The sequence below is a fragment of the Curtobacterium sp. PhB190 genome, assembly GCF_004365385.1.
Classification (GTDB): Bacteria; Actinomycetota; Actinomycetes; order Actinomycetales; family Microbacteriaceae; genus Curtobacterium.
In genome coordinates, this window is the sequence record NZ_SODN01000008.1 from 1 (window position 1) to 24,215 (window position 24,215).

The following is a 24,215-nucleotide window of genomic DNA, read 5'->3' on the forward strand; positions in this document are numbered from 1 at the left end:
AGGGCATGAGCCCGGTTCAATACCGAGCTCACGCCCTCGCGGCCTAATCTGACTTCACGGTCCAACAAACCGGGACCAGTTCACAGCTGGCACCGGGCCTCCCGTCAGGTGGTGGGTCGCGTCTCGGACGCGCCCCGACTACTGCTCGAACGTCGCGTCGAGCGTGATCTCGACGCCGGTGAGCGCCTTGCTGACCGGGCAGGTCGCCTTGGCGTCCTCGGCGGCCTTCAGGAAGGTCCCCTCGTCGATGCCGGTGACCTCACCGTGCACGGTCAGGGCGATGCCGGTGAGCTTGAAGCCGCCAGCCGAGTCCGGGCCGAGCGAGACGTCGGCCTTGACGTCGAGGGCCTCGACCGTGCCACCGGCCTCGCCGAGGACTGCGGAGAACTGCATGGCGTAGCAGGCCGAGTGTGCGGCGGCGATGAGCTCCTCGGGGCTGGTGCTGCCACCGGCCTCGTCAGCGGCGCGCTTCGGGAACGAGACGTCGTAGGTGCCGACCTTCGAGCTGGAGAGTTCGACCTGGCCGGAACCGTCGTTGAGGCCGCCGTTCCAGGCGGTGCGTGCGGTGCGCGTGGGCATGGCCGCTCCTTTCGTGTGGGGGATCGGACCCGAGCGGGACCGTCGCAGCCGAGTCAAGCGGAGAACGCGCGTTCTCGCAACCGGCTCACGGCGAAGACGCAGGCTTCGCGGTTCTGAGCGACAGGTGTTGCCCACAACAACAGGTGTAGCGTGATGGTGTTCAAAGGAGACCCATCATGCGCGCCGTCGTGTTCGAGCAGTACCAGACCTTCCCGTCCCTGACGGAGGTCCCGAAGCCCACCCCGGGTCCGGGGGAGGTGCTCCTCAAGGTCGCAGGTGCCGGCGCGTGCCACTCGGACGTCGCGGTGTACCGCGAGTTCGCCGCCGGTGCTCCGGGATCGCAGCAACCCCCGTTCGTCCTCGGGCACGAGAACTCCGGCTGGGTCGAGTCCGTCGGCGACGGCGTGACCGGGTTCACCGAGGGCGACGCCTACCTGGTCTACGGGCCGGTCGGCTGCGGGCACTGCTCGTACTGCTCGAAGGGGCAGGACACCTACTGCGAGAACGCCGCGACGAACCCCTACATGGGCATCGGTCTCGGGCGGGATGGCGGCATGGCGGAGTACGTCAGTGTCCCCGCCCGCAACCTCGTGCCGCTCGGCGACGCCGACCCGATCGCTGCCGCACCGCTCAGCGACGCCGCACTCACGCCGTACCACGCGATCAAGAACGCGCTGCCGAACCTGGCAGGCGGGGGCAAGTACGCGCTGGTCGTCGGGCTGGGCGGCCTCGGGCAGATCGCCGTGCAGATCCTCACCGCGCTCACCGGCGCCACGGTGATCGCGACCGACATGAAGCAGGACGCCATGGACCGCGCTGCCGCCCGTGGCGCGATCACGGTGCCCGGCGGGCCGGACCAGGCCGCCGCGATCCGCGAGATCACCGGCGGCCGCGGGGTCGACGCTGCGTTCGACTTCGTCGGTGCCACCCCCACGATCAAGGTCGCACAGGCCTCGATGGCGGTCGGTGGCCGGTTCACCGTCGTCGGGATCGCCGGCGGTACCACCGAGTGGAACTTCTTCGCGACGCCGTACGAGTCGACGATCACGAACACCTACTGGGGCACGATCGAGGACCTGCACGAGGTCGTCGCGATGTACCGCGCCGGGCAGATCGTCCCCGACGTCGAGCGCTACGCGCTGGCCGACGCGCTCGAGGCGTACCGGAAGCTCGAAGCCGGCGAGCTCTCGGGCCGTGCGGTCGTCGTCCCGACGCTCTGACCACGGGTCGTCTCGCGGCGTACCTGGTCGAATCGGGCGTACCTGGTCGGAAGTTCTGACCAGGTACGCCCGATTCCGGTTTCCATCGCGAGTGTTCAGGGAAGGAACCAGCGCGGGTCAGCGACCTGCGGCGTAGCCCTGGGCGCCGCGTGGGTTCGCGGCGGCGCCGAGTACGCCCGTCGCCGGGTCCCGCGTCACGCACGTCAGCCGTCCGAGCGACCAGTCGCCGGCGCGGGTGACGACGTGACCGCGTGCCTCGAGTTCCGCGATGACGTCGTCGCCGAGCCGGTCCTCGACCACGAGCCCCGCCGGCTCCCACGTGCGCGGCCAGAACGACCCCGGGAACGACGTCGTATGCAGCGCCGGGGCGTCGATCGCCTGCTGCGGGGTGTACCCGCCGACGATCCACCGGAGCAGGAACAGCAGCTGCCACTGATCCTGCTGGTCACCGCCGGGTGAACCGACCGCGGCCACAGGGACGCCCTCACGCAGCACCAGGGTCGGTGTCAGGGTCGTGCGGGGGCGCTCGCCGGGGCGGAGCGTCGACGCCGTGCCCGGTTCGAGCCAGGTCATCTGCAGCCGGGTGCCCAGGCAGAACCCGAGCTCCGGGATCGTCGGCGACGACTGCAGCCAGCCGCCGGACGGTGTCGCGCTGACGATGTTGCCCCAGCGGTCCACAACGTCGATGTGGCAGGTGTCGCCCCGGGTCTCGCCGTCCGGTGCCACGAACGGCTCGCCGCGGTCCTCGACCGGCGCGACCGGCGCGACCGGAGCGACCTGAGCGACCTGCACGGTCGGTTCGCCGAGACCAGCGCCGTCGCCGGCGGAGTACGACGTCCGGGCCGGCGGCATCGCCCGCTCGACGCCCGCGATCGTGCCCGGACGCAGCTCGGCCGAGGCCCGCTCGCCGATCAGCGCACGCCGCTCGTCGGTGTACGCGTCGGACAGCAGCTCGTCGAGCGGGACGTCGCCGTCGCCGTAGAACGCCTCGCGGTCGGCCATGGCGAGCTTCTGCGCCTCGACGATGGTGTGCGCCCCGACCGACGTCGACGGGTCGAGCATTGCGTCGTCGAGCGGTTCGAGCAGCCGCAGGGTCTGCAGGAGCGCCGGACCCTGGCCCCACGGCCCGGTCTTCGCGATCGTGCAGCCGCGGAACTCCACCGTCGCCGCGGGCTCGTACGACGCCCGGAACGCCGCCAGGTCCGACGCCCGGATGACCCCGGCGTGGTCGCTGCCCGACGCGTGTCGGTGCGGCTCCCGCACGAAGCGGTCAATGGCCTCGGCGACGAAGCCCCCGGCCCACTCGCTCCGCGCGGCGTCGATGCGGGCGGTCCGGCTGCCGGAGCCGTCACCGGCGTCGAGGAGCCGCTCGAGCACTGCGGCCAGCGCCTCGTTGCGCACCAGGTCCCCGGGGACCGGCACCGTGCCTCCTGGCAGCCACTGCGTGGCGGACGTGGGCCAGTGGTCACGGAACAGGCCCTGCACGGCGGTGATCGTCCGGACCACCCCGGCTGCGACCGGGTGGCCGTCACGGGCGTATCCGATCGCCGGCGCGAGGACGTCCGCGAGCTCCCACGTGCCGTGGTCGCGGAGCAGCAGCAGCCACGCGTCGACGGCACCCGGGACGGTGGCGGCGAGTGCGCCGGAGCCGGGGACGAGGTCGAGTCCCTCGGCGCGGTAGTGCTCGGGTGTCGCACCGGCCGGCGCCGGACCCTGGCCGACGAGCACGACCGGGGTCGGGTTCGATGCCGTCGCGAACACCGCCGTCAGGTCGCCGCCCGGGCCGTTCAGGTGCGGTTCGACCACGTGCAGGACGAACGCGCCCGCGACGGCTGCGTCGAAGGCGTTGCCGCCGCGTTCGAGCACCGACTGCGCGGTGGCGGTCGCGATCCAGTGCGTCGCGGCCGCCATGCCGAACGTGCCCTGCAGGTCCGGGCGCGAGGTCTGCGTGGCGGGTGGGACGAAGGCGGGGTTCGGCGTCGGCATGCACCCATCCTGTCCCCGGGGCTCGCCGCTCAGCCCAGGGCCACGACGATCCCCGCTGCGACGAGCAGCGCGACGTACCCCCAGGCGTGCACGACCTCGGGCAGGTGCGGCGGGCGACGTCGGAGCAGCACGATGACCGGCATCGCGCCGACCAGCAGGGCCACGGCAGCCCGGACGTCGACGGCGCCGACGAGTCCGGCGGCGTGCGGGACGACCGCCGGCAGCAGCATGGTCACCGCGGCTGCGGGCAGCGTGATCGCCAGCGTGAGGGGGTTCGCCAGCGTTGTCGCCGCGGTCATGGTGGCACCGGACCGGCGCAGCATCGGGACCGTCACCACGCTGCCGCCGACGCCGAGGAACGCCGCGACCGCACCGATCGGGAGGCCCGTGGCAGTCGGCACGCCGGTGCGGGTCGGTCCCTGGTCGCGTCCACCGCCGCGGGTCGCGACTACGCGATCCGTCGCCGAGCTGCGCAGGAAGCCCGGGCGCAGGAGCAGGTCGGCGACCGTGACCCCGAGGTAGACGACGAAGCCCCAGCGCAGGAGCGCGTCCGGTGCCTCTCGTGCGGCGAGCACCCCGACCGTGCCGCCGACCCCGAGCAGGACGAACAGCGACGAACGGCCCCGGAGTGGTGCGAGGGCGCCGCGCCGGGCCGAGACGGTGGCCACGGCGGCGTTCACGAGCATCACGAGGGCCGAGGTCGCCGTGGCCACCCGGACGGCGTCGCCACCGAGGGCTGCGTCGGCGACGGTGATGATCGGCACGGTGACGAACCCACCGCCGAACCCGAACAGGACGGTGGTGACCCCGACCAGGGCCCCGATGACCACGAGCACGATGAACGACATGCCTCCATCCCAGCGGGGATCACCACGGCGGACGATCGGGTGTGCGGCACGTTCCTTCGAGACCTAGCCTCGACGTGTGCGCAACGTCCCGGTCTCCGAGTTCGACCACCAGCCGTTCGACGTCCTGCCGATCGGCACCGACTACCCGCCGGACCACCTTCTCGCCCGGCACGAGCACCGACGGGCGCAGCTGCTCTACGGTGCGAGCGGCGTGATGCTCGTCGAGACCGACGACGGCTCCTGGACCGTGCCGACCGACCGGGCCGTGCTCATCCCGCCCGGCGTGCCCCACGAGGTCCGGATGCTCGACGTCAGCACCTGGAGCCTGTACGTCGAGCCGGACGCCGTGCCCTGGTGGCCGACACGGTGCACCGTCGTCGAGGTCGGGCCCCTGCTGCGCGAGGTGCTGCGCGCCGCCAACGCGCTCGACGTGCCGTACGACGGCGGCGGCCGGGACGGCACCCTCGTCCGGCTCGCCCTGCACGAGCTGCAGCGCGTCGCACCGATCCCGTTGAGTGTCTCGCTGCCGCCACGGGGTGTCCTGCGCGACCTGTGTCGGGCGTACCTGGCCGAGCCTGACGTCCACGTGACGAACGCCGACTGGGCGCGCGCGGCGGCCGTCTCGGAACGCACCCTCGACCGCCACTTCCGTGCGGCCACGGGGGTGGGTCCCGCGAGCTGGCGGGTGCGTGCGCGACTGTTGGCGAGCCTCCCGGCCCTGCGACGCGGCACCGTGACGGAGGTGGCGGGCCGACTCGGCTACGCGACCCCCGCGGCGTTCACCGCCGCCTTCTCGAAGGCGTTCGGGGCCCCGCCGTCCCGGTTCCGGTGAGGCCTTGCGCTCCCACGGGTGCGAGCGCATACTGAACGAAACAGTTAATTAACCGACCGGTTCACCGAGGAGGCGACGATGGAACCCGACCACACCGACGTCGTCCTGTCGGCGCTCGCCGACCCGATCCGACGGCGCATCGTCGAACGGCTCGGCAAGGGTGAGGCGACCGTCTCCGAGTTGTCGGAGCCGTTCGACGTCAGCGCCCCGGCGATCTCGCGGCACCTCGGCGTGCTCGAACGCGCCGGCCTCATCACGCGCGAGCGGCACGGTACGTGGCGCACGTGCCGTCTCCGGCCGGAGGCCGTCGACGAGCTCGGCGCCTGGCTGGGCCGGTTGCGTCCCGACTGGGACCGCCGGTTCGACCGACTGGAGGCCCTGCTCGCCGCCCAGCGCACGCCTGCCCCGGTGGGCAGCCCGTCCACCGCCCCACCCGCCAGTTCCACCAGTTCCGCCTTCACCGTCGATCCGCAGGAGCAGTCATGACCGAACAGTTCGCCGCCCACGCCACCCACCGCTTCGCGCACCCCGTCGCCGACGTCTACCGGGCGTTCGTCGACCCGGCGCTGCTCGCGCTCTGGTTCGGCCCCCTCGGCTTCCACGTCCCCGTCGCCACCGTCGAGGTCGACGCACGGGTCGGTGGCGCCTGGAACCTCACGATGGTCAGCAACGACAACGCCGAGTGGTCGTCGCCCGTCACCTCGACCCTCGAGCAGATCGAGGAGAACCGGATCATCGTCGGCACCTCGACGGCGCACGGCATCCCGGGGGTCGAGGACGGCACCGCGCTGTCCCTGACGCTGGAGTTCGCCGAGGACGGCGACGGCACGATCGTCACCCTGACGCAGGGACCCTTCCCCGAGTTCATGCGCGACATGAACATCGCCGGCTGGACGCAGTCGTTCCACAAGCTCGAAGCACTGCTGGCGACACCGAAGGAGTTCTTCCAGCAGCCGTAGCCGCACCCCCCTGTCAAGGGGTTGTGCGCCCCGCGCAGAAAAGCGAACATCGTTCGGTGACTCGTACAGGGCGAGCGCCGAACGACCGCGCAGGGGCGTGGTCGGTTCCGAGTCAGGGGATCCATGACCACCACTCCGTCGACCGTCGCACGTGCGCGCCGACTCCCACGCTTCGCCGGCGCGCTCACGGTGCTGGCCCTGGCCGCCGGTGCCCTCGTCGCGACCGCTGAACCCGCCGCAGCGTCGGCGGTGTGGGTCGGATCGGCACCCGCCGGCACCAAGATCAACCCCGGCGACCAGGTGACGTCGCCGAACGGCCAGTTCAAGCTCATCATGCAGGGCGACGGCAACCTGGTCGAGTACGGCATCGGGAACCGCGTGCTGTGGGCCTCGAACACCGCCGGTTCCCCCGGTGCGATCGCGGTCGTCGGCAAGAACCGTGCCCTCGACATCACCAAGAACGGCAAGCGACTGGCCCGCTGGGCCTCGGCCGGCACCGTGAACTCGACGGCGCTGAAGATCCGCGCCGACGGCACCATGGCGCTGCTCGCCGGCAGGTCCGTCGTCGTGAACTGGACCACCTACCAGGACCGGGTCGCCTCGGGGAACACGCTCCTCGGCGGCACGGTGCTGCGCTCCGACACCACGAACACGCGCATCCTCAACATGCGCACCGACGGCAACCTGGTGCAGAAGGTCAGCGGCCGAGTCGTCTGGCAGTCGCGGACCGGCGGGCACCCCGGCGCCTGGGCCGAACTGCAGTCCAAGGGCAACTTCGTCATCTGGACCCGTGACGCATCGCGCAAGAAGGTCGCGCTCTGGACCTCGCGCACCGGCACGGCCGGCTCCGGCAACCTGCTCGTGCAGGTCGACGGCAACGTCGTGCTCTACGGGGCCAAGGACACCCGCGTCTGGTCGAGCCGACCCGTCACCGGACTGGCCTGGCCCGTCAACGGGACGAAGATCACCGGCAAGTACGGCGACGACCGTGGCGCCGGACACGTCCCGCGCTACCACCAGGGCACCGACGCGCCCGTGCCCGTCGGCACCCCGGTGTACGGCTCCGGCACCGGCGAGGTGACCAAGACCGTGGCGAACGACGCCTCGTACGGCAACTACATCGTCGTGACCTACGGCATGACCGCGGTGCTCACCGCCCACCTCAGCAAGATCGAGGTGAAGAAGGGCCAGATCGTGAAGCTCGGTACCGAGATCGCGAAGTCCGGCAACACCGGGCAGTCGACCGGCCCGCACGTGCACGTCGAGACGCGGCGCAACGGCACGCTCGTCGACCCGTTGAAGAACATGCACTTCCGCTGATCCGGGAGCGCTGGCGTCGCTCCACTTCGTGAGCAGGAATGGTCGGGTCGCCTTCGGGCACCCGACCATTGCTGCTCACGAAGTGCGGGCGGGGCGGCGCGGATACCCTTGACCGGATGACATCGCGCGGCGGGACCGGGGCTGGGAACGGGGCCGACGCGGAGGCCGTGCTCGTCGCCTTCGCGCGCACCAGCGGCGACGTCGCGGCAGCGCGCCGGGTCGCACGTCGGTTCGAAGGCCTCGACGACGGCGAGCGCTCGGCGCTGCTGTGGAGCGAGGACGACGGCGCGAAGCTCGTCGCCGTGCTGCTGCTGGTTCAGGCGATGCGCGAGCGCCCCGATCCGGAGCTGACCGACGAGTACCTGTCGGCAGCGAAGGCCGAGCGCTTCGACGACCCGGCGCTGGTCGACCTGGCAGCCGGGGAGCTCGTCGGTGCGCCGCTCGTGGGCGGCTCGACGGGCCCGCTGTTCGCGCTCGTGAAGTCCGACGTGGCGATGGTGCGCCGGATCGCGGTCGTGGCGACCCTGGCGTTCGCCAAGCAGGGCGACGCCGAGGTGCCACTCGGGATCGCGGGACGCCTGGTGCGGGAGCGGAGCGACACCGTGCAGTCGGCGCTGGGGTGGGTCCTGCGCGAGACGGGCAAGCGCGCGTCGGAGGCGGCGCTCGTGGCGTTCCTCGAGAAGAGCGGACGGTTCTTGACGCCTGCGGCGCGCCACACGGCGACCGAGCACCTGCCGCCGGCGGATCGCGACCGCCTGCGGGGTTGAGGACGAACGACGCTGACAACCAACTGTGCAGTCGGCTCTACCGACCATGTGGTCGGTTAGGGTCTCCGGGTGACCGAAACCACCCCGAGCACCAGCACCGCCCCGATCCACCGCGCCTCCGTCCGTGAATGGGCGTCCCTCGGCGTCCTCACCCTGGCCGTGGTGCTGCTCGCGATCGACGGCACCGTGCTGGCCCTCGCCGTCCCGTCGCTGACCGCGGACCTCGACCCGACCGCGACGCAGGTGCTCTGGATCGGCGACGTCTACTCGTTCGCGCTCGCTGGGCTGCTCGTGACGATGGGCAACGTCGCCGACCGGATCGGCCGGAAGCGCCTGCTGCTCATCGGCGCGGTCGCGTTCGGCCTGGCCTCGGCCGCCGCAGCGTTCGCGCAGACGCCCGAGCTCCTCATCGCCGCGCGGGCACTGCTCGGCATCGCCGGAGCGACCCTGATGCCGTCGACCCTGTCGCTGGTGCGCACGATCTTCCGCGACGCCCGGCAGCGCACCACCGCGATCGCCGTGTGGTCGGCGGGTGCGACGGGTGGTGCCGCCGCCGGACCGCTCGTCGGCGGTGCGCTGCTCGAGCACTTCTGGTGGGGCTCGGTCTTCCTCATCAACATCCCCGTCATCGTCGTGATCGTCATCGCCGGAGCCATCCTGCTGCCCGAGTCGAAGGGCGGCTCGCGCACCCCGATCGACCTGCTCTCCGCCGTCCTCTCGGTGCTGGCGATCGTGCCGCTCGTGTACGCCGTGAAGCACGTCGCCGGGCACGGGTTCGACTGGACGGTGCCCCTGACGGCACTCCTCGGCATCGGCGCCGGCTGGTGGTTCGTCCGCCGCCAGAAGCGCCTCACGACGCCGCTCATCGACCTGCAGCTGTTCCGGATCCCGGCGTTCTCGGGCGCCGTCGTCGCGAACTCGCTGTCGGTCTTCGCGCTGAGCGGCCTGCTGTTCTTCTTCTCGCAGTACCTGCAGCTGGTCCGCGGGTTCACGCCGCTGCTCGCCGGAGCGGCCGAGCTGCCGGCGACCCTGGCCTCGATCGCGGTGATCGCGATCATCGGGCTGCTGTCCCGGCGGGTCGGACCCGGCCGGTCGATCGGTCTCGGCCTGGCGGTCGCCGCTGTGGGCATGGCCGGTCTCGCGTTCGCCGAGGGGCTGCCGACGTACTGGGGGATCGCGATCGCCCTCGCCGTGGTCGGCCTGGGCGTCGGGGTCTCGATGACCCTGGCCACCGACGCAGTCGTCGCCGCGGCACCGCGGGAGCGTGCTGGTGCGGCCTCGGCCATCTCGGAGACCGGGTACGAACTGGGCGTCGCACTCGGCATCGCGGTGCTCGGTTCGTTGCAGACCGCGTTCTACCGGTCGAACCTCGACGTGACGAGCGGCGCGGTCAGCGGCGGTGTCGGCGACCGGATCCGTGAGTCCCTGGCGTCGGCGTCCCAGGTCCTGCAGGACGGCGACCCGATCCTCGAACACGCGCGGCACGCCTTCACCGGCGGCATGCAGCTCGCCTCGATCTGCGCGGCCGTGGCGCTCGCCGTCGCCGCCGCGGTCGCACTCCGGGTGATCCCGAACCGGCAGGATGGACCGCATGAGCACTGAAGGTCGTCATGAGCACTGAAGGTCGTCGTGGGCACTGACGGCACCCGCGATCGTGAGCGCACCCGCCAGGCGGTCCTCGAGGCCGCCGAGCGGCTGCTCGCCGAGCGCGGCACCCGGGTGAGCGTCGCCGAGATCGCGGCGGACGCCGGCGTCTCCAAGAGCGGCCTGCTCCACCACTTCCCGTCGAAGGACGAGCTGCTCCTCGCCGTCGCCGCGCACGGTCTCGCGACGTTCAAGGACGAGGTGCTGCGACACGTCGACCTGGCCGAGAACCGCCCCGGCAAGGTCCTCCGCGCCTACGTGCGGACCCTGTGCGGCGGCAGCGAGCGCGCCATGGAGGTCTTCTCGCCGACGGCACACTGGACCGGTCTGATGGCAGTGCCGGGGGTCGAGGCGGTCGTCGCCGCGGACGCCGAGGACTGGCGCGCGGTGTTCGCGCGCGACGGCCTGCCCGAGGACCGCACGTTGGTCGTCCGGCACGCGGCCGAGGGGCTCGCAGCAGCGACCGCCATGCCGCCGTACCTGGACGCACGCGAGCTGGCGGTCACCCGTGACGCGCTGCTCGCCCTGGCAGAACCCGCCTGACGACGCGGCCAGGAGGCCCGGTGCGCGGCCGCCCCGCCGGTCACCCGTGCAGGCGGCCGGCCCGACCCCCGTGGGCCGGTCCGCGGTGTCGGCCTACCCTGGGGCCATGCACACCGAGGTGCCCCGGATCGACGCCGCACTCGTGGGACGACTGATCGCGACGCAGTTCCCCGAGTGGAGTGGCCTGCCCGTGCGCGAGGTCGACCACCAGGGCTGGGACAACCGCACGTTCCGACTCGGCGACGCGCTGTCCGTCCGGCTGCCGAGTGCCGCCGGCTACGTGCCCGGGGTCGAGAAGGAGCAGGACGTCCTGCCGTACCTGGCGCGCCGGTTGGACGTCGCGGTCCCCGAGCCGGTCGGGCTGGGCGAACCGGGCGAGGGGTACCCGTTCCCGTGGTCGGTCCGGCGGTGGCTCGACGGGACGGTGGCCGCGCGTGCGGTCGACCTCGACCACGAGCGCTTCGCCGCCGACGTCGGGGCGGTGCTCCGGCAGCTCCGCAGCCTCCCCGCCACCGGGGGTCCGACCGCCGGCGTGCACTCGTTCCACCGTGGCGAGCACCCCTCGGTGTACGGCGCCGAGGTCGTCGCGGCGCTCGACACTCTGGGCGCGCAGGTCGACCGTGCCGCGTGCGAACGCATCTGGGACGACGCGGTCGCTTCGACCTGGGACCGTCCGGGGGTCTGGTTCCACGGTGACGTCGCGCCGGGCAACCTGCTCGTCGACGGCGGGGGACGGCTCAGCGCCCTGATCGACTTCGGCACGTGCGGGGTCGGCGACCCGGCCTGCGACCTCGTGCTCGCGTGGACGTTCCTCGAGCCGGCGGCGCGCCCGGTGTTCCACGAAGCCGTGGGGCTCGACGCCGACACCTGGGCGCGCGGGCGGGGGTGGGCGCTGTGGAAGGCGCTCATCATGCTCGCGGGCAGCGCCGGCCCGGGCGACCGCGCGGAGCACGAGCGCGTGCTCGCCACGGTGCTCGCCGATCCCGTCGTCTGACCGGGCGGCGGAGCCCCGAACCCAGGCGGGGCTGTGAACGCACCACGGGGCGGGCGCGTACCGAAGAGGGGGAAGCGAGCCGCGCCTCCCGGCCGGCCCGAAGCGACCACGAGAGGAACGCGACGTGCGCGCACTGACCTGGCAGGGCACCGAGAAGGTGTCCGTCGAGACCGTCCCCGACCCGACCATCCAGGAACCGACCGACGCGATCGTGCGGATCACGTCCACGGCGATCTGCGGCTCCGACCTGCACCTGTACCGGGTCCTCGGCCCGTACATCGACAAGGGCGACGTCCTCGGCCACGAGCCCATGGGCATCGTGGAGGAGGTCGGCAGCGCCGTCACGAACCTCAAGGTCGGCGACCGCGTCGTCGTCCCCTTCAACATCTCGTGCGGCCACTGCTGGATGTGCAAGAACGGCCTGCAGTCGCAGTGCGAGACCACCCAGGTCACCGAGTACGGCTCCGGAGCGGCGCTCTTCGGCTACACGAAGATGTACGGCCAGGTCCCCGGCGGCCAGGCCGAGTACCTCCGGGTCCCGCACGCGGACTACGGGCCCATCGTGATCCCGGACGACGGCTCGCCCGACGACCGGTGGCTGTTCCTCAGCGACATCCTGCCCACCGCGTGGCAGGCCGTGCAGTACGCGAACGTGCCCGAGGGCGGCACGCTCGCCGTGCTCGGGCTCGGCCCCGTCGGCCAGTTCGCCGCCCGCATCGGCAAGCACCTGGGCTACCGCGTGCTCGCCGTCGACCCCGAACAGGTCCGACGCGACCTGGGGGCGAAGCACGGCGCCGAGGTCTTCGACCTGACCAAGGACACCGTGCCGGAGCTCGTCGACCTGACCGACGGCCGCGGCCCGGACGGGGTCGTCGACGCCGTCGGCATGGAGGCGCACGGCAACCCCGTCGCCGGCTTCGCGCAGCGTGCGGCCGGGCTGCTGCCCGACGCACTGGCGCAGAAGGCGATCGAGGTGGCCGGCATCGACCGGCTCGCAGCCGTGCACGCCGCGATCGACCTGGTCCGTCGCGGCGGCACCGTGTCCCTGAGCGGCGTCTACGGCGGCATGGCCGACCCGATGCCGATGATGACGCTCTTCGACAAGCAGATCACCATCCGCGAAGGGCAGTGCAACGTGAAGCACTGGATCGACGACATCATGCCGCTCGTGCAGGACCCGTCGGACCCGCTCGGCACGCTCGACCTGACCACGCACCGGGTGTCGCTCGAGGACGCCCCGCACATGTACGAGGTGTTCCAGAAGAAGCAGGACGGCTGCGTGAAGGTCGTGCTCGACCCCGCCCTGGCCGCCGCCTGATGCGGATCGTCGTCGTCGGCGGGACCGGCAACGTCGGGACGGCGGTGCTCCGGCGGCTCGCGCAGGCCCGGGCCGCCGCGCGGGCGGACGAGGCTCCGCCCGGTGCCCCCGACGGCGACCGGCGCGGCGGCAGCGTCGAGATCGTCGGGGTCGCGCGGCGGTTGCCGGACGTGCACGCGGAGCCCTACGGTTCGGCCGTCTGGCACGCTGTCGACGTCGGGGCCGCGGACGCCGTCGGGCAGCTCACCGCGATCTTCACCGGAGCCGACGCCGTGATCCACCTGGCCTGGGCGCTGCAGCCGACGCACGACATCCCGCTGCAGTACCGGACGAACGTCACCGGCACCGCGAACGTGCTGTCGGCCGTGGCGCGAGCAGGGGTGCCGCAGGTCGTCGTCGCGTCGTCGGTCGGGACCTACCGGGGCGTCGACGCCGCGGGCAAGCGGACCCCGGTCGACGAGAGCTGGCCGACCGACGGCATCCCCACCGCGACGTACTCGATCCACAAGGCCGCGAACGAAGCGGCGATGGACGCGTTCGAGGCAGACCATCCGTCCGTGGTCGTCACGCGGCTGCGCCCGGGGCTGATCTTCCAGCGGGACGCCGCCGCCGAGATCCGCGGGCTGTTCCTCGGACGCCTCGTGCCGATGTCGATCGTGCGGTGGATCCGGTGGCTCGTGCTGCCCCTGCCGTACCCGTTCGTGTTCCAGGCGGTGCACGCCGACGACGTCGCCGACGCCTACTGGCGGACCGTCGATCAGCGGGCCGGCGGAGCGTTCAACATCGCTGCGTCGCCCGTGCTCAACCCGCCGCGGTTGGCCCGGGCCTTCGGCATGCTCGGTGCCGTGCGGATCCCGCTCGGACTGCTGCGCGGGATCGTGACGCTGACGTGGCGGCTGCGGTTGCAGCCGACGGACGCCGGCTGGATCGACATCGCGGCCGGCGTGCCGATCATGCGGACCGACCGTGCCCGGTCGGTGCTCGGATGGGAGGCCCGGCACACCTCCGAAGACGCGTTGCGTGCGCTCGTGGCCGGGTTCGCGGACGGTGCGCACGTGGCCGCGTCGGATCCGTTGCGGGGGTAGCTGGGCTGGGGCTGGGCTGGGCTGGGCGGGGGCTGCCGGGGCGTTGCGGGTGCTTTCGGGCGTACCGGGTCGGAAGTTTCGACCAGGTACGCCCGATTCCGCTTCCCATCGCGGGTGTTCTGGGAAGGAACGGGCGCTCGGGTCGCGCTACGCTTCGCTCGTCGTTGTGAGAAGGGGGAGCGCGATGGTGCTCAGTTGGTCGGCGTTCAGCGAACTCGAGGGACCGGGCGGCTCGGGGATGCCCGACCTGTTCGGCGGTTGGTTCGGCATCGCGTTCGGAGTCGTCGCAGCCCTGACGATCCTCACCACCCTGACGATCGTCGTCCTGACGCTCTACCGGGGCAAGCGGATGGCCGATCGCGGTCAGAACCCGCTCACCATGCAGGAGGACATCGCGTACCAGGCGATGCAGAGCCGGACCCTCGCGCCCGAGAAGCCGGTCGAACAGCGGCTCGCCGAACTCGACGACCTGCACGCTCGCGGTGTGATCTCCGACGAGGAGCACCGGGCGGCGCGAGCCGAGGCCCTGCGCGGATGATCGCCTCCGAGGAGCTGCACAACCCGCTCATCCCGCCGCTGTACGACATCGTGTGGAGCGTGGCGATGGGGCTCATCGTGGTCGCCGTCGTCGTCACCGTGTGGATCGCGGTCGTCCGGAGCCGTCGCTCGAACGGTGCGCCCCGGACGCTCCGCGAGCAGCGGTTGGCGGAACTCGACGACCTGCACGCTCGCGGTGTGATCTCCGACGAGGAGCACCGGGCAGCGCGAGCCGAGGCCCTGCGCGGTTAGCCTGGGGCGGTGCTGTTGCCGACGGACCTGCTGGGGGAGTGGGTGCTCCGCCGGACCCTGGACGACTGGCGTGCCGGCGTGCAGGGCATCGTCACCGGCACCACGACGCTGACCGCGGTCGGCACGGACGAGGTGCGCTGGGACGAAGCGGGCGTGATGACCTTCGGCGGCCGGACCACCCCGGTGTCCCGGACGCTGACCGTCCGGCGGGACGATGACCACGCGTGGACCGTGCACTTCGCCGACGGCCGGGTGTTCCACGACTGGGTGTGGGGAGCGAGCGTCGCCCACGCCTGTGCACCGGACGACTACACCGGGGCACTGGACGGCGACGAGCAGCGGTGGACCGTGCGCTGGGAAGCCCGGGGCCCGGCGAAGGACTACCGGCTCGACAGCGTGCTGGAGCGTCACCGGCACGCGCCAGACTGAGTCCATGGCACGTTCCTCCGGCACCGAAGCCCCGCGCATCACCCTGACCGAGCCCGTCGACCTGCAGGACTGGGTCCCCGGACCCGGCGACGTCCTGACCGGCGACCGCATCGAGGGGAAGCGCATCGGCGTGCTCGACCTGGCCGGTGAGCGGCTGCCCGACCTCGAGATCGAGGAGTGCGTCATCGACACGCTCCGGGGCGACGGCGCCGACTTTCGTGGCCTGCGGGTGCACGACTCGATCATCGACACGCTCGACGCCCCGGTGCTGCGGGCATCGAGCAGTTCGTGGCGCGAGGTCCGGGTGTCCGGCGGTCGCATCGGTTCGGGCGAGCTGTACGACTCAGGGTTGAACGGCGTCGAGTTCGTCGGGATGAAGTTCGGGTTCGTGAACCTGCGCGGATCGACGCTCACCGATGTGGTGTTCCGCGACTGCGTCATCGACGAACTCGACATCGCGGACGCCAAGCTGCTCCGGGTGTCGTTCGAGGGCAGCAGCATCCGCGACGCCGAGGGGTCCAACACCCGGATCGACCACGTGGACCTGCGGGGTGCGGACCTCGACCGGGTCGAGCGCCTCGAGGGGTTCCGCGGTGCGACGATCGGCGCCGACCAGCTGTACACGCTCGCCCCGCTGCTGGCGGCGCAGGCGGGCTACCGCGTCGACTGACGTCTGCCCCGAGTCTCGGGGTGGACGACACTCCTCGCGGCTCCGAGCGCGAGGACTGTCGCTCAGGCCGAGACTCGCCCGGAGCCCGCCGCGGCGGCCAGCGCTGCCGCGAGGTCGGCCTGCACCAGGTCGCCGTGGGCCGCAGCCCCGGCCTGGACCCCGGCGGCAGCGGACGCGATGACCGTCGCCATCGGGGCAGCCACGTTGCCGGCCGCGTACACACCGCGCACCGAGGTCTGCCCGGCCGGGTCGACCGTCAGCGCGCTCGCGTACCGGAAGTCACCCATGAACTGGTCGGTGGCGACCAGGCCGAGCCCGGACAGGAAGTCCACGCTCGCCTCAGCGGTGCTCGCCGCGGCCAGGGCGTCGAGTTCGACGACCTCGCCGGAGCCGAGCGTGACCCCGGTCAGCGTGCCCTCTGACGACAGGACCTGCGTGACCGTGTCGTCCACGACCTCGATCCCGCGGGCCCGCAAACCGGCCAGGGCGGTGTCGTCGACGAGTGCCGGATCGGTGACGAACGCCGTCACGTGCTCGCTCAACGCCCGGAACATCAGCGCGTGGTGCACGCCGTTCGGTGTCGTCACGAGCACGCCGATGCGCTGGTCGCGGATCTCCCACCCGTGGCAGAACGGGCAGTGCACGACCCCGCGCCCCCACTGCTCGGCCAGGCCGGGTACCTGCGGCAGGACGTCCACGGCGCCGGAGGCGACGACGAGCCTGCGGGCGGTGACGACCGTGCCGGGGTCCAACGTGACCGAGAAGCCGACCGGGTCGGTGCCGTCACCCGTCGTGGCGGACGCGGCCACGATCCTCCCGGCCGTCACCTCGACTCCGTAGGCGGCGACCTCGCCGCGACCGATCGCGGACAGCTCGGCGGGGGCGACGCCCTCGCGCCCGAGGTAGTTGTGGGCGCCGGCCGACGGCGCGTTGCGGGGCTCGCCCGCGTCGACGACGAGGACGGAGCGGCGGGAGCGCCCGAGGGCGAGGGCGGCGGAGAGGCCGGCGGCTGCTCCGCCGATGACGATGACGTCGTAGTGATCACGCATGCAAGGAGCATGCGGCCGATGGGTCGCGGACAGCAAAAAACCTTGCTGATGTGGCAAACTGGACAGCATGTCCCACGGCCCGCAGGAACCAGTCGCCCCCCGCACGACCGCCCAGGTCGTCGACGGGGTGGGGCCGCGGTTGCGCGCGCTCCGTGCCCACCGGGACGTCACGCTCGCCGCCCTGTCGGAAGAGACCGGGGTGTCGGTGAGCACGCTCTCGCGGCTCGAGTCAGGGCAGCGCAAGCCGACGCTCGAGCTGCTGCTCCCACTGGCGCGGGCGTACCAGGTGCCGCTCGACGACCTGGTCGGAGCGCCCCAGACCGGCGACCCCCGGGTGCACATGAAACCCGAGGTGCACGGCGGCCGGGTCGTCGTGCCGCTGACTAAGCGAACCGGCGGCGTGCGGTCGTTCAAGCAGCTGTTCCCGCCGAACACACCGGGCGGTGAACCGTCGCTCAAGACGCACGAGGGGTACGAGTGGCTCTACGTGCTGTCCGGCCGCCTGCGCCTGGTGCTCGGCGAACACGACCTCGACCTCGGGCCGGGGGAGGTCGCCGAGTTCGACACCCACACCCCGCACTGGATGGGCAACGTCACCGATTCGGTGACCGAGGTGCTGTGCCTGTACGGGCCGCAGGGGGAGCGGGCGCACGTGCGGTCGCGACCGACGCGCTGACCCGCTGGCCCGCGGGCCCGCTCGATCTACGCCGTGAAGACGTGGTCCATGACGTCGTCGAGGAGACCCGAGGTCTCGATGTTCGACTGCTGGATGTGGATGCCGATGTCACCACGCGTGAAGTAGGTGTCCCCGTCGGTGACGGGGTACTGCTCGTTCTTCGACACCTTCTGGCACTGGTAGCCACCGGCCTCGTTGCCGCAGTCGTAGCCGTCGTCCGGCAGCTTCTGCAGCGCTGCGCTCGCGGTTGCCGAGTCCACGACGTCGACCGCGATCGACAGGTAGGAGATGTCGGCCTGCGGTTCCCGCCACACGCAGTACAGACGCTTGCCGTCGGCCTGCAGGACGGGGGTGAAGGCGCTCTTCGGGATCGCGACCGGGTCGCCGACGACCGAGGGGTCGTTCAGCGGAGCGGAGGCGAACGCGTCGTCCCACTTGCCGGCGGTGATGAGATCGGTGCAGCTCGTCGGCACCGTGCCGCCGTCGTAGTCGACCCCGGGGACCTGCGTGATCGTCGATGTCGGCTCCGGAGTGCTGCTCGGGCTGGCGCTCGGTGTGCCGGTGCTCTCCGCCGTCGTCGCGGACGGCGTACCCGGCCCCGCTGGTGCGCTCTGGGCGCAGCCCGTCAGGGCGAGTCCGACCGCCAGTGCCGCCGTCAGCGTCGCCGTGATCCCGGATGTCGTCGTGCGCGCTGATCGCCGCATCGTTCCCCCTCGTTCGTCGTGCGGACGTGCCCGCACAATAGAACGTAGGCGGACGCGCTGACGGCGTCCGCAAGCGTCACCGTTCCGTGACCCCGTCAGCGGGTGCGCCACCCGCGCCGCACCCGCAACCCGGCGCGCACCCGCCGCGCCCACCGACGCACCGGGTTCGCCCGCCGGCCGTTCACGCGGAACGTGTGGAAGGCGCGTCGCGTCCGCAACAGTGCGGACGGGAGGCCCGACAACGGTCGCGCGGACACCTGCACCGTGAGCACGGGGTCGGCCACCACCCGCCAGGCCGGGTCGAGCTGCATGCTCAGGTCGACGTCGTCGTGCACCTCGGGGTCCTCGCGGTGCGCTCGGCTGCGGACCGCGTCCCAGGTCCACCGCCGCATCGCCATCGCGGAACCGAACAGCGGTGGGCGGCCGAGCGCGGCCCACATGAGCGCGAAGTACGGCCGCATGTAGACGGCGTCCCACAGTCGGCCGATCAGCGGTCCGCCGTCGTGCGGGCATCCGGGCCCGGTCACCGCGACGACCGACGGATCGGCCAACAGCCGCACCGCGTCGGCGATCCACCCCGGCGGCGGGACGGAGTCGGCGTCGAGCCGGACGAGGACGTCTCCGGAGGCCCGGTCGTAGCCGCGCGCCGAGGCTCGGGCGATGCCACGGATGCGTTCGGTGAGCACGATCGCCCCCGCTGCCTGGGCGACCTCGGCACTGGCGTCCCGGCTGCCGTTGTCGACCACGACGACCTCGTCGGCGAGCAGCGTCTGGCCTGCGAGGGCGTCGAGGCAGCGTCGCAGGTGCGCAGCGTCGTCGCGCACGGGGATGACGACGGAGACGCGGACCATCCTCCGATCCAACCGGAGGTCCGCTGTGCGGCCACGCGGTAGCGTTCCGGGCATGGACCGGACCGACGAACTCGCCGTGGAGCTCCGGCACGCGATCGGTCGCGTCGTGCGCGCTGCGAGACGGGAGGCGGACTCGCTGCCGACCGCCCACGCGACGACCCTCGGGTTCCTCGAGCGCGAGGGGCCGATGCCGATCGCCGAGCTGGCACGTCGCCGGGCGGTGAAGCACCAGGGGCAGTCGCGCACGGTCGGGGAGCTCGCCGACCTCGGGTACGTCGAGCGGACGACGTCGGACACCGACCGCCGCGTGTCGGTCATCCGCATCTCCGACACCGGCAGCGAGGTCCTCCGCCGGGACATGACGGCGCGGGCCGACTGGTTGGCGACGGCGATCCGCGAGGAACTCGACGACGAGGAACGCGCGGCCCTCGAACGCCTGCCCGGCATCTTCGAACGGTTGGCCCGGCGCGTCGACTGAGTGCTCCCTCACCCGGATCGGCCACCAGAAGTACAACACAGTTGTAGTGTTGTCGCATGGAGCTGACGAAGTACAACCACGCCACCGTCGTCCTCGAGCAGGACGGCACCACCCTCGTCATCGACCCGGGTACCTTCACGCCCGAGGCTGCTGATCTTGCCGGCGCTGCCGCCGCGGTCCTCATCACCCACGAGCACGCCGACCACTTCGACGTCGACGCCGTCCGTGCCGGGCTCGACGCGAACCCGTCGCTCGTGGTCCGCGGGCCGGCGGCGATCGTCGAGCAGCTGGGTGACCACGACGGCCGCGTCGCTGCGGTCCGTGCCGGTGACGCGTTCGAGGTCGGGCCGTTCTCCGTGCAGGTCTTCGGCGAGCAGCACGCCGTCATCCACCGCGACATCCCGACGATCGCGAACGTCGGGTACCTCGTGAACGGCACCGTCTTCCACCCGGGCGACGCCTATCTCGTGCCGGGGGTCCCGGTCGGCACGCTGCTCATCCCCACGAGCGGCCCGTGGGCGAACACCGCCGCCGCCGTCGACTACGTCCGCGAGGTCGCGCCGCAGCGCGCGATCCAGATCCACGAGCTCCTGCTGAGCGACGCGGGACAGCAGATGAACGTCCGCATGCTCGGGACCGACGGTCTCGGCGGCGTGCCGACCACGATCCTCCAGGCGGGTGAGCACGTCACCGTCTGACGGACGCGACCGTGCTCCTGGGAGGCGATCCGCGCCTCCCGGGCAGCATGGAGGGATGTCCGACGCTCCCTCGACCGCAGTCCTCTTCGACATCGACGGCACGCTCGTCGACTCGAACTACGCCCACATCGATGCCTGGTGGCGCGCTGCCCGCGCAGCGGGTGAGTCCGTGGACGCCTGGCGGATCCACCGCGCGATCGGCATGGACTCCGCGAAGCTGCTCGAGACGCTGCTGCCGGACGCGTCCGACGAGACGCGCGACACCGTCAAGCAGTTCCACACCGCCTACTTCGCCGAGCACATGCCCCAGCTGCGGCTGCTGCCGGGCGCCCGTGACCTGCTCCGTGCGGTCGCTGAGGCCGGGCACGCCGTCGTCCTGGCGACGAGTGCTCCGGAGCACGAACTGACGCGGCTGCGCGAACTGCTCGACGCCGAGGAGTGGCTCACCGCGGTGACGAGCTCCGAGGACGTCGAACAGGCGAAGCCGGACCCCGGGATCATCCAGGTGGCGCTCGACCGGGCCGGTGTGCGTGCGGACGCTGCCGTGATGGTCGGCGACGCGATGTGGGACGTCGAATCGGCCGGACGCGTCGGCGTGACCTGCGTCGCGGTGATGACCGGCGGCATCGGCGGCGACGAACTCCGCGGCGCCGGCGCTGCCGAGGTCCACGACGACGCCGCTGCCGTGCTCGCCGCGCTGCGGTCCGGGGACGGCGCGATCGCCGCGCTGGGTGGGCGCGCGTGAGCGTGCACCGCTGCCGGCATCCGTGACAGGATCGTCGACCGTGATCACGATCGAACGCGTGTCCTGGGACGACCCCCGATCCGTGGTGCTCCGCGCCCGCATGGACGACGAGATGCACGAACGCTACGGTTCGTCGAACGGCGACGAGGACCCGGCGATCACGGCCGAGCGGAGCCGCGCGCTGTCCGTCGACCCGTCGACCGTGGTCGCCTCGGTCCTCGCCCTCGACGAGTCCGGCGAGGCCGTCGGGCACATCGCGATCCGGCGTCTCGGTGACGAGGTCGAGCTGAAGCGGCTGATCGTGCTGACGTCCGCCCGCGGCAAGGGAGCCGCCACCGCACTGCTCGACGAGTGCGAGCGCATCGGCCGCGAGCTCGGCACGCCACGGCTGATCCTGCAGACCGGTGACAAGCAGCCCGACGCGGTCGCCCTGTACGAGAAGACCGGGTGGAGCCCGATCCCGGTCTACGCGCCGTACGCGGCGACGATGCCGTGGTCGTTCTGCTTCGAGAAGGCGCTCTGAGGCTTCCCGCCCGTATTGCACTCTCAGGGAGATAGTGCAATTCTTGCTCGGTGAGCACCACCGAACGCACCCGCGCACTGCGCCGACGCATGATCGTCGAAGCGCGTCGGGCGACCGTCGAGCACGGGTTGAGCGGTTTCACGATCGAGCAGCTCTGCGAGACCGTCGGGGTGTCACGGCGCACGTTCTTCAACCACTTCGCGTCGAAGGACGACGCCGTGCTCGGCATCGAGCTGCACGCCGACGTCGAGGCGATCGACCGGTACGCCGAGGGCGGGATCGTCCCCGGCGGACTCGACCCGCTCGACTCGATCGTCGCGCTGGCGATCGACCAGTTCCACCGTGTCGGCATCGACCGGTCGGACGAGGTCCTGGTGCGCCGGGTCTTCGAGCGGGAGCCGGCGCTCGTCGCGCGGTTCCTGTCGGCCACCGATGTGCAGCTCGCTCGGATCACGGACGCCGTGCGGCTGCGGTTCGGATGGGACGACCCCGCCGACCGCCGTGCGCGCCTCGTCACCGAGGCCGCCGCCGGGCTGCTCAAGGTGACGGCGGAGACCTACTTCGACGACGCCTTCGACGAGACCACCGGCCCGCCGTTCGACGAGCTGCTCACCCAGAACCTCCGCCTGATGAGGGCGGCCATCACCACCGGACAGGACTCCACACCATGAGCGCAACCGCGCCGGGCACCACCAAGCGTGCCCGCCCCGGCACCGACGGGCCGCTGCTGCTGACGCAGCGCCGGATCTGGATCATCTTCTCCGCGCTCATCGCGGGGATGCTGCTCTCCAGCCTCGACCAGACCATCGTCTCGACGGCGATGCCCACCATCGTCGGCGAACTCGGCGGCGTCGCGCACCAGGCGTGGCTGACGACCGGGTACCTGCTCGCCTCGACCATCGTGATGCCCGTCTACGGCAAGTTCGGTGACGTCCTCGGCCGCCGCAACCTGTTCCTCATCGCGATCGCCTTGTTCACCATCGCGTCGGCCGGGTGCGCCTTCGCCGGCGACTTCACGCAGCTCGTCGTGTTCCGCGCCATGCAGGGGCTCGGCGGCGGCGGCCTGATGATCCTGTCGCAGGCGATCATCGCCGACATCGTGCCCGCCTCGCAGCGTGGCAAGTACCTCGGCCCGCTCGGTGCGATCTTCGGCCTGTCCGCGATCGGCGGCCCGCTCCTCGGTGGCTTCTTCGTCGACCACCTCACCTGGAACTGGGCGTTCTACATCAACATCCCGGTCGGCATTGCGGCGTTCTTCGTGGCGTGGTTCGCGCTGACCCTGCCGAACAAGAAGGCGACGAAGCGCATCGACGTGCTCGGCGTGCTCTTCATGTCCGCCGCGACCACGTGCCTGGTGTTCTTCTCGGAGTTCGGCGGCAGCAAGGACCACGGCTGGGACGCCCCCGAGACCTGGGCGTGGTTCGCCGGGCTCGTCGTCTCCGCCGCGCTCCTCGTGCTCGTCGAGTCCCGTGCGCAGGACCCGGTCCTGCCGCTGTCGTTCTTCAAGAACCGCACCTTCCTGCTCGCGACCGGCATCGGCCTGGTGCTCGGCATCGGCATGTTCGCCGCGATCGGCTTCGTCCCGACGTTCCTGCAGATGGCATCAGGCACCTCGGCCGCGGTGTCGGGTCTGCTGATGCTGCCGATGATGGTCGGCCTGATCGGCACCTCGATCGCGTCCGGCAACCTGATCACCAAGACCGGCCGCTACCGGATGTTCCCGATCATCGGCACGGTCCTGGTCGCCATCGCGATGCTCGCGATGACCCAGCTCGCCGCGGCCACCCCGATCTGGCTGATCTGCGCGTACCTGTTCGTCTTCGGCGCCGGGCTCGGACTGATCATGCAGGTGGTCGTCCTGGTCGCGCAGAACGCCGTGCCGGCCGAGCAGGTGGGCACCGCGACCTCGACGAACAACTACTTCCGCGAGGTCGGCGCCTCCCTCGGGACCGCCGTGTTCGGTGCCCTGTTCACGGCCCGGCTCACGACGTCGCTCACCGACGTGTTCACCGGGGCCGGCGGTTCGGCGACCGATGCGGCGTCGTCGGCGGGCAGCATCGACCCCGCGACCGTGGCGAAGCTGCCCGAGGCAGTGCAGGACGGCATCGTGAACGCGTACGCCGACTCGCTGGCGCCCGTGTTCTGGTACCTGCTGCCCTTCATCGCGGTGGCGTTCCTGCTCGCACTGTTCCTGCCGCAGATCACGCTCTCCGACACGGCCGGCATGGTCGCCCGTGGCGAGGCCGTCGGTGGCGACGAGGCCGACGAGCTCGAGCGCGCGCAGCGCGCGAGCCGGGCGGAGTCCGTTTCGGCGGAGTCCGGGTCGTCGAGTAGTGAGACGCCGGCGTCCCGCCGGGACGCCTCCGACTGAGCGAGACGCCGCCGAATCCGGCGGCGTCCTGCGGATCGCGGGGCGCGTTGTGGAGACGACGGCGTGCTGACGGGAGGCGCGGTGCCAGCTGGTACCGCGCCTCCCGTCCGTCGTCCGGTCGCGTCCACTGCCGCGGC

Annotated in this window: 28 protein-coding genes; 22 read left to right on the forward strand and 6 right to left on the reverse strand. The window is 71.8% G+C overall.

Going from position 1 to position 24,215, the window contains the following annotated elements:
* Positions 1-138: 138 nt before the first annotated feature.
* The gene (locus EDF47_RS13915) at positions 139-579 is read right to left on the reverse strand and encodes an OsmC family protein (RefSeq protein WP_131881896.1); all 441 of its coding nucleotides are present in this window, start codon (positions 577-579) and stop codon (positions 139-141) included.
* Positions 580-755: 176 nt separating this feature from the next.
* Here EDF47_RS13915 and EDF47_RS13920 point away from each other — a divergent pair, with 176 nt between their 5' ends.
* Positions 756-1,799, forward strand: coding sequence for an NAD(P)-dependent alcohol dehydrogenase (locus tag EDF47_RS13920; RefSeq protein WP_131881894.1), 1,044 nt, complete (start codon positions 756-758; stop codon positions 1,797-1,799).
* 117 nt (positions 1,800-1,916) lie between these two features.
* Here EDF47_RS13920 and EDF47_RS13925 read toward each other — a convergent pair whose 3' ends face one another.
* A complete protein-coding gene (locus EDF47_RS13925; RefSeq protein ID WP_207913301.1) occupies positions 1,917-3,710 on the reverse strand; it encodes a gamma-glutamyltransferase in 1,794 nt (597 codons plus the stop codon).
* A gap of 104 nt (positions 3,711-3,814) precedes the next feature.
* A complete protein-coding gene (locus EDF47_RS13930) occupies positions 3,815-4,633 on the reverse strand; it encodes a sulfite exporter TauE/SafE family protein (RefSeq protein WP_133937568.1) in 819 nt (272 codons plus the stop codon).
* Between the two features lie 76 nt (positions 4,634-4,709).
* On the opposite strand from EDF47_RS13930, the gene EDF47_RS13935 reads away from it, so the two are divergent.
* The 14 genes from EDF47_RS13935 to EDF47_RS13995 all read left to right on the forward strand — a co-directional run bounded on the left by EDF47_RS13935 (position 4,710) and on the right by EDF47_RS13995 (position 15,983).
* The gene (locus tag EDF47_RS13935; protein WP_131881888.1) at positions 4,710-5,465 is read left to right on the forward strand and encodes a helix-turn-helix transcriptional regulator; all 756 of its coding nucleotides are present in this window, start codon (positions 4,710-4,712) and stop codon (positions 5,463-5,465) included.
* 78 nt (positions 5,466-5,543) lie between these two features.
* Positions 5,544-5,951, forward strand: coding sequence for a metalloregulator ArsR/SmtB family transcription factor (locus EDF47_RS13940; RefSeq protein ID WP_123937300.1), 408 nt, complete (start codon positions 5,544-5,546; stop codon positions 5,949-5,951).
* A complete protein-coding gene (locus EDF47_RS13945; RefSeq protein ID WP_131881886.1) occupies positions 5,948-6,424 on the forward strand; it encodes an SRPBCC domain-containing protein in 477 nt (158 codons plus the stop codon). The genes EDF47_RS13940 and EDF47_RS13945 overlap by 4 nt, the downstream gene beginning before the upstream one ends.
* A 123-nt stretch (positions 6,425-6,547) precedes the next feature.
* Positions 6,548-7,744: a peptidoglycan DD-metalloendopeptidase family protein gene (locus EDF47_RS20360; RefSeq protein ID WP_131881884.1), complete on the forward strand. Its 1,197-nt coding sequence runs from the start codon at positions 6,548-6,550 to the stop codon at positions 7,742-7,744.
* Positions 7,745-7,860: 116 nt separating this feature from the next.
* Positions 7,861-8,511, forward strand: a complete 651-nt coding sequence (locus EDF47_RS13955) for a DNA alkylation repair protein (protein WP_165932468.1) — start codon at positions 7,861-7,863, stop codon at positions 8,509-8,511.
* 69 nt (positions 8,512-8,580) lie between these two features.
* Entirely contained in the window at positions 8,581-10,113 is a 1,533-nt protein-coding gene (locus tag EDF47_RS13960) for an MFS transporter (protein ID WP_243648991.1), read from the forward strand.
* A 27-nt stretch (positions 10,114-10,140) separates the two neighbouring features.
* Entirely contained in the window at positions 10,141-10,698 is a 558-nt protein-coding gene (locus tag EDF47_RS13965) for a TetR/AcrR family transcriptional regulator (RefSeq protein ID WP_207913300.1), read from the forward strand.
* A gap of 106 nt (positions 10,699-10,804) precedes the next feature.
* Positions 10,805-11,692, forward strand: a complete 888-nt coding sequence (locus tag EDF47_RS13970) for an aminoglycoside phosphotransferase family protein (RefSeq protein WP_133937566.1) — start codon at positions 10,805-10,807, stop codon at positions 11,690-11,692.
* A gap of 124 nt (positions 11,693-11,816) precedes the next feature.
* The gene (locus tag EDF47_RS13975) at positions 11,817-13,010 is read left to right on the forward strand and encodes a zinc-dependent alcohol dehydrogenase (protein WP_133937564.1); all 1,194 of its coding nucleotides are present in this window, start codon (positions 11,817-11,819) and stop codon (positions 13,008-13,010) included.
* Entirely contained in the window at positions 13,010-14,095 is a 1,086-nt protein-coding gene (locus EDF47_RS13980; RefSeq protein ID WP_133937562.1) for an NAD-dependent epimerase/dehydratase family protein, read from the forward strand. The genes EDF47_RS13975 and EDF47_RS13980 overlap by 1 nt, the downstream gene beginning before the upstream one ends.
* Before the next feature lie 184 nt (positions 14,096-14,279).
* Positions 14,280-14,633: an SHOCT domain-containing protein gene (locus EDF47_RS13985; protein ID WP_133937560.1), complete on the forward strand. Its 354-nt coding sequence runs from the start codon at positions 14,280-14,282 to the stop codon at positions 14,631-14,633.
* The gene (gene ccmI, locus EDF47_RS13990; RefSeq protein WP_123294874.1) at positions 14,630-14,884 is read left to right on the forward strand and encodes a c-type cytochrome biogenesis protein CcmI; all 255 of its coding nucleotides are present in this window, start codon (positions 14,630-14,632) and stop codon (positions 14,882-14,884) included. Before EDF47_RS13985 ends, ccmI begins: the two co-directional genes overlap by 4 nt.
* Positions 14,885-14,893: 9 nt before the next feature.
* A complete protein-coding gene (locus EDF47_RS19885) occupies positions 14,894-15,313 on the forward strand; it encodes a DUF6314 family protein (protein WP_166673238.1) in 420 nt (139 codons plus the stop codon).
* 4 nt (positions 15,314-15,317) lie between these two features.
* On the forward strand, positions 15,318-15,983 hold the full coding sequence (locus tag EDF47_RS13995; RefSeq protein WP_123937311.1) for a pentapeptide repeat-containing protein: 666 nt from the start codon (positions 15,318-15,320) through the stop codon (positions 15,981-15,983).
* A 62-nt stretch (positions 15,984-16,045) separates the two neighbouring features.
* Here EDF47_RS13995 and EDF47_RS14000 read toward each other — a convergent pair whose 3' ends face one another.
* On the reverse strand, positions 16,046-17,032 hold the full coding sequence (locus EDF47_RS14000) for an NAD(P)/FAD-dependent oxidoreductase (protein ID WP_131881872.1): 987 nt from the start codon (positions 17,030-17,032) through the stop codon (positions 16,046-16,048).
* A 67-nt stretch (positions 17,033-17,099) separates the two neighbouring features.
* Here EDF47_RS14000 and EDF47_RS14005 point away from each other — a divergent pair, with 67 nt between their 5' ends.
* Positions 17,100-17,708 carry an XRE family transcriptional regulator gene (locus EDF47_RS14005; protein ID WP_123339097.1) on the forward strand — a complete coding sequence of 203 codons (609 nt, stop codon included), beginning with the start codon at positions 17,100-17,102 and terminating at the stop codon, positions 17,706-17,708.
* 26 nt (positions 17,709-17,734) lie between these two features.
* Here the strand turns inward: EDF47_RS14005 and EDF47_RS14010 are convergent, their stop codons facing one another.
* Together EDF47_RS14010 and EDF47_RS14015 are read right to left on the reverse strand one after the other, a co-directional pair.
* Complete coding sequence (locus EDF47_RS14010) at positions 17,735-18,412, reverse strand: hypothetical protein (protein ID WP_131881870.1); 678 nt, start codon at positions 18,410-18,412, stop codon at positions 17,735-17,737.
* A 95-nt stretch (positions 18,413-18,507) separates the two neighbouring features.
* Positions 18,508-19,263 (reverse strand): glycosyltransferase family 2 protein, encoded by a 756-nt coding sequence (locus EDF47_RS14015; RefSeq protein WP_131881868.1) that lies wholly within the window; start codon positions 19,261-19,263, stop codon positions 18,508-18,510.
* Between the two features lie 52 nt (positions 19,264-19,315).
* On the opposite strand from EDF47_RS14015, the gene EDF47_RS14020 reads away from it, so the two are divergent.
* Genes EDF47_RS14020 through EDF47_RS14045 form a run of 6 tightly spaced genes read left to right on the forward strand, consistent with a single transcriptional unit; the run spans position 19,316 to position 24,078 of the window.
* Positions 19,316-19,741: a MarR family winged helix-turn-helix transcriptional regulator gene (locus tag EDF47_RS14020; protein WP_131881866.1), complete on the forward strand. Its 426-nt coding sequence runs from the start codon at positions 19,316-19,318 to the stop codon at positions 19,739-19,741.
* A 56-nt stretch (positions 19,742-19,797) separates the two neighbouring features.
* Positions 19,798-20,439, forward strand: coding sequence for an MBL fold metallo-hydrolase (locus EDF47_RS14025; protein WP_131881864.1), 642 nt, complete (start codon positions 19,798-19,800; stop codon positions 20,437-20,439).
* Between the two features lie 55 nt (positions 20,440-20,494).
* Positions 20,495-21,184, forward strand: a complete 690-nt coding sequence (locus EDF47_RS14030; protein WP_131881863.1) for an HAD family hydrolase — start codon at positions 20,495-20,497, stop codon at positions 21,182-21,184.
* Positions 21,185-21,224: 40 nt separating this feature from the next.
* Positions 21,225-21,707: a GNAT family N-acetyltransferase gene (locus EDF47_RS14035; protein WP_243698153.1), complete on the forward strand. Its 483-nt coding sequence runs from the start codon at positions 21,225-21,227 to the stop codon at positions 21,705-21,707.
* Between the two features lie 50 nt (positions 21,708-21,757).
* The gene (locus tag EDF47_RS20080) at positions 21,758-22,378 is read left to right on the forward strand and encodes a TetR/AcrR family transcriptional regulator (RefSeq protein WP_243698152.1); all 621 of its coding nucleotides are present in this window, start codon (positions 21,758-21,760) and stop codon (positions 22,376-22,378) included.
* Positions 22,375-24,078, forward strand: coding sequence for an MDR family MFS transporter (locus EDF47_RS14045; RefSeq protein WP_131881860.1), 1,704 nt, complete (start codon positions 22,375-22,377; stop codon positions 24,076-24,078). The genes EDF47_RS20080 and EDF47_RS14045 overlap by 4 nt, the downstream gene beginning before the upstream one ends.
* Positions 24,079-24,215: the final 137 nt, after the last annotated feature.

Excerpts from the sequence above, each read along its gene's own strand:
- EDF47_RS13915 (WP_131881896.1), bottom strand. The coding sequence starts at position 579 with ATGCCCACGCGCACCGCACGCACCGCCTGGAACGGCGGCCTCAACGAC.
- EDF47_RS13920 (WP_131881894.1), top strand. The coding sequence starts at position 756 with ATGCGCGCCGTCGTGTTCGAGCAGTACCAGACCTTCCCGTCCCTGACG.
- EDF47_RS13925 (WP_207913301.1), bottom strand. The coding sequence starts at position 3,710 with ATGGCGGCCGCGACGCACTGGATCGCGACCGCCACCGCGCAGTCGGTG.
- EDF47_RS13930 (WP_133937568.1), bottom strand. The coding sequence starts at position 4,633 with ATGTCGTTCATCGTGCTCGTGGTCATCGGGGCCCTGGTCGGGGTCACC.
- EDF47_RS13940 (WP_123937300.1), top strand. The coding sequence starts at position 5,544 with ATGGAACCCGACCACACCGACGTCGTCCTGTCGGCGCTCGCCGACCCG.
- EDF47_RS13945 (WP_131881886.1), top strand. The coding sequence starts at position 5,948 with ATGACCGAACAGTTCGCCGCCCACGCCACCCACCGCTTCGCGCACCCC.
- EDF47_RS20360 (WP_131881884.1), top strand. The coding sequence starts at position 6,548 with ATGACCACCACTCCGTCGACCGTCGCACGTGCGCGCCGACTCCCACGC.
- EDF47_RS13955 (WP_165932468.1), top strand. The coding sequence starts at position 7,861 with ATGACATCGCGCGGCGGGACCGGGGCTGGGAACGGGGCCGACGCGGAG.
- EDF47_RS13970 (WP_133937566.1), top strand. The coding sequence starts at position 10,805 with ATGCACACCGAGGTGCCCCGGATCGACGCCGCACTCGTGGGACGACTG.
- EDF47_RS13980 (WP_133937562.1), top strand. The coding sequence starts at position 13,010 with ATGCGGATCGTCGTCGTCGGCGGGACCGGCAACGTCGGGACGGCGGTG.
- EDF47_RS13985 (WP_133937560.1), top strand. The coding sequence starts at position 14,280 with ATGGTGCTCAGTTGGTCGGCGTTCAGCGAACTCGAGGGACCGGGCGGC.
- ccmI (WP_123294874.1), top strand. The coding sequence starts at position 14,630 with ATGATCGCCTCCGAGGAGCTGCACAACCCGCTCATCCCGCCGCTGTAC.
- EDF47_RS13995 (WP_123937311.1), top strand. The coding sequence starts at position 15,318 with ATGGCACGTTCCTCCGGCACCGAAGCCCCGCGCATCACCCTGACCGAG.
- EDF47_RS14000 (WP_131881872.1), bottom strand. The coding sequence starts at position 17,032 with ATGCGTGATCACTACGACGTCATCGTCATCGGCGGAGCAGCCGCCGGC.
- EDF47_RS14005 (WP_123339097.1), top strand. The coding sequence starts at position 17,100 with ATGTCCCACGGCCCGCAGGAACCAGTCGCCCCCCGCACGACCGCCCAG.
- EDF47_RS14010 (WP_131881870.1), bottom strand. The coding sequence starts at position 18,412 with ATGCGGCGATCAGCGCGCACGACGACATCCGGGATCACGGCGACGCTG.
- EDF47_RS14015 (WP_131881868.1), bottom strand. The coding sequence starts at position 19,263 with ATGGTCCGCGTCTCCGTCGTCATCCCCGTGCGCGACGACGCTGCGCAC.
- EDF47_RS14020 (WP_131881866.1), top strand. The coding sequence starts at position 19,316 with ATGGACCGGACCGACGAACTCGCCGTGGAGCTCCGGCACGCGATCGGT.
- EDF47_RS14025 (WP_131881864.1), top strand. The coding sequence starts at position 19,798 with ATGGAGCTGACGAAGTACAACCACGCCACCGTCGTCCTCGAGCAGGAC.
- EDF47_RS14030 (WP_131881863.1), top strand. The coding sequence starts at position 20,495 with ATGTCCGACGCTCCCTCGACCGCAGTCCTCTTCGACATCGACGGCACG.
- EDF47_RS14045 (WP_131881860.1), top strand. The coding sequence starts at position 22,375 with ATGAGCGCAACCGCGCCGGGCACCACCAAGCGTGCCCGCCCCGGCACC.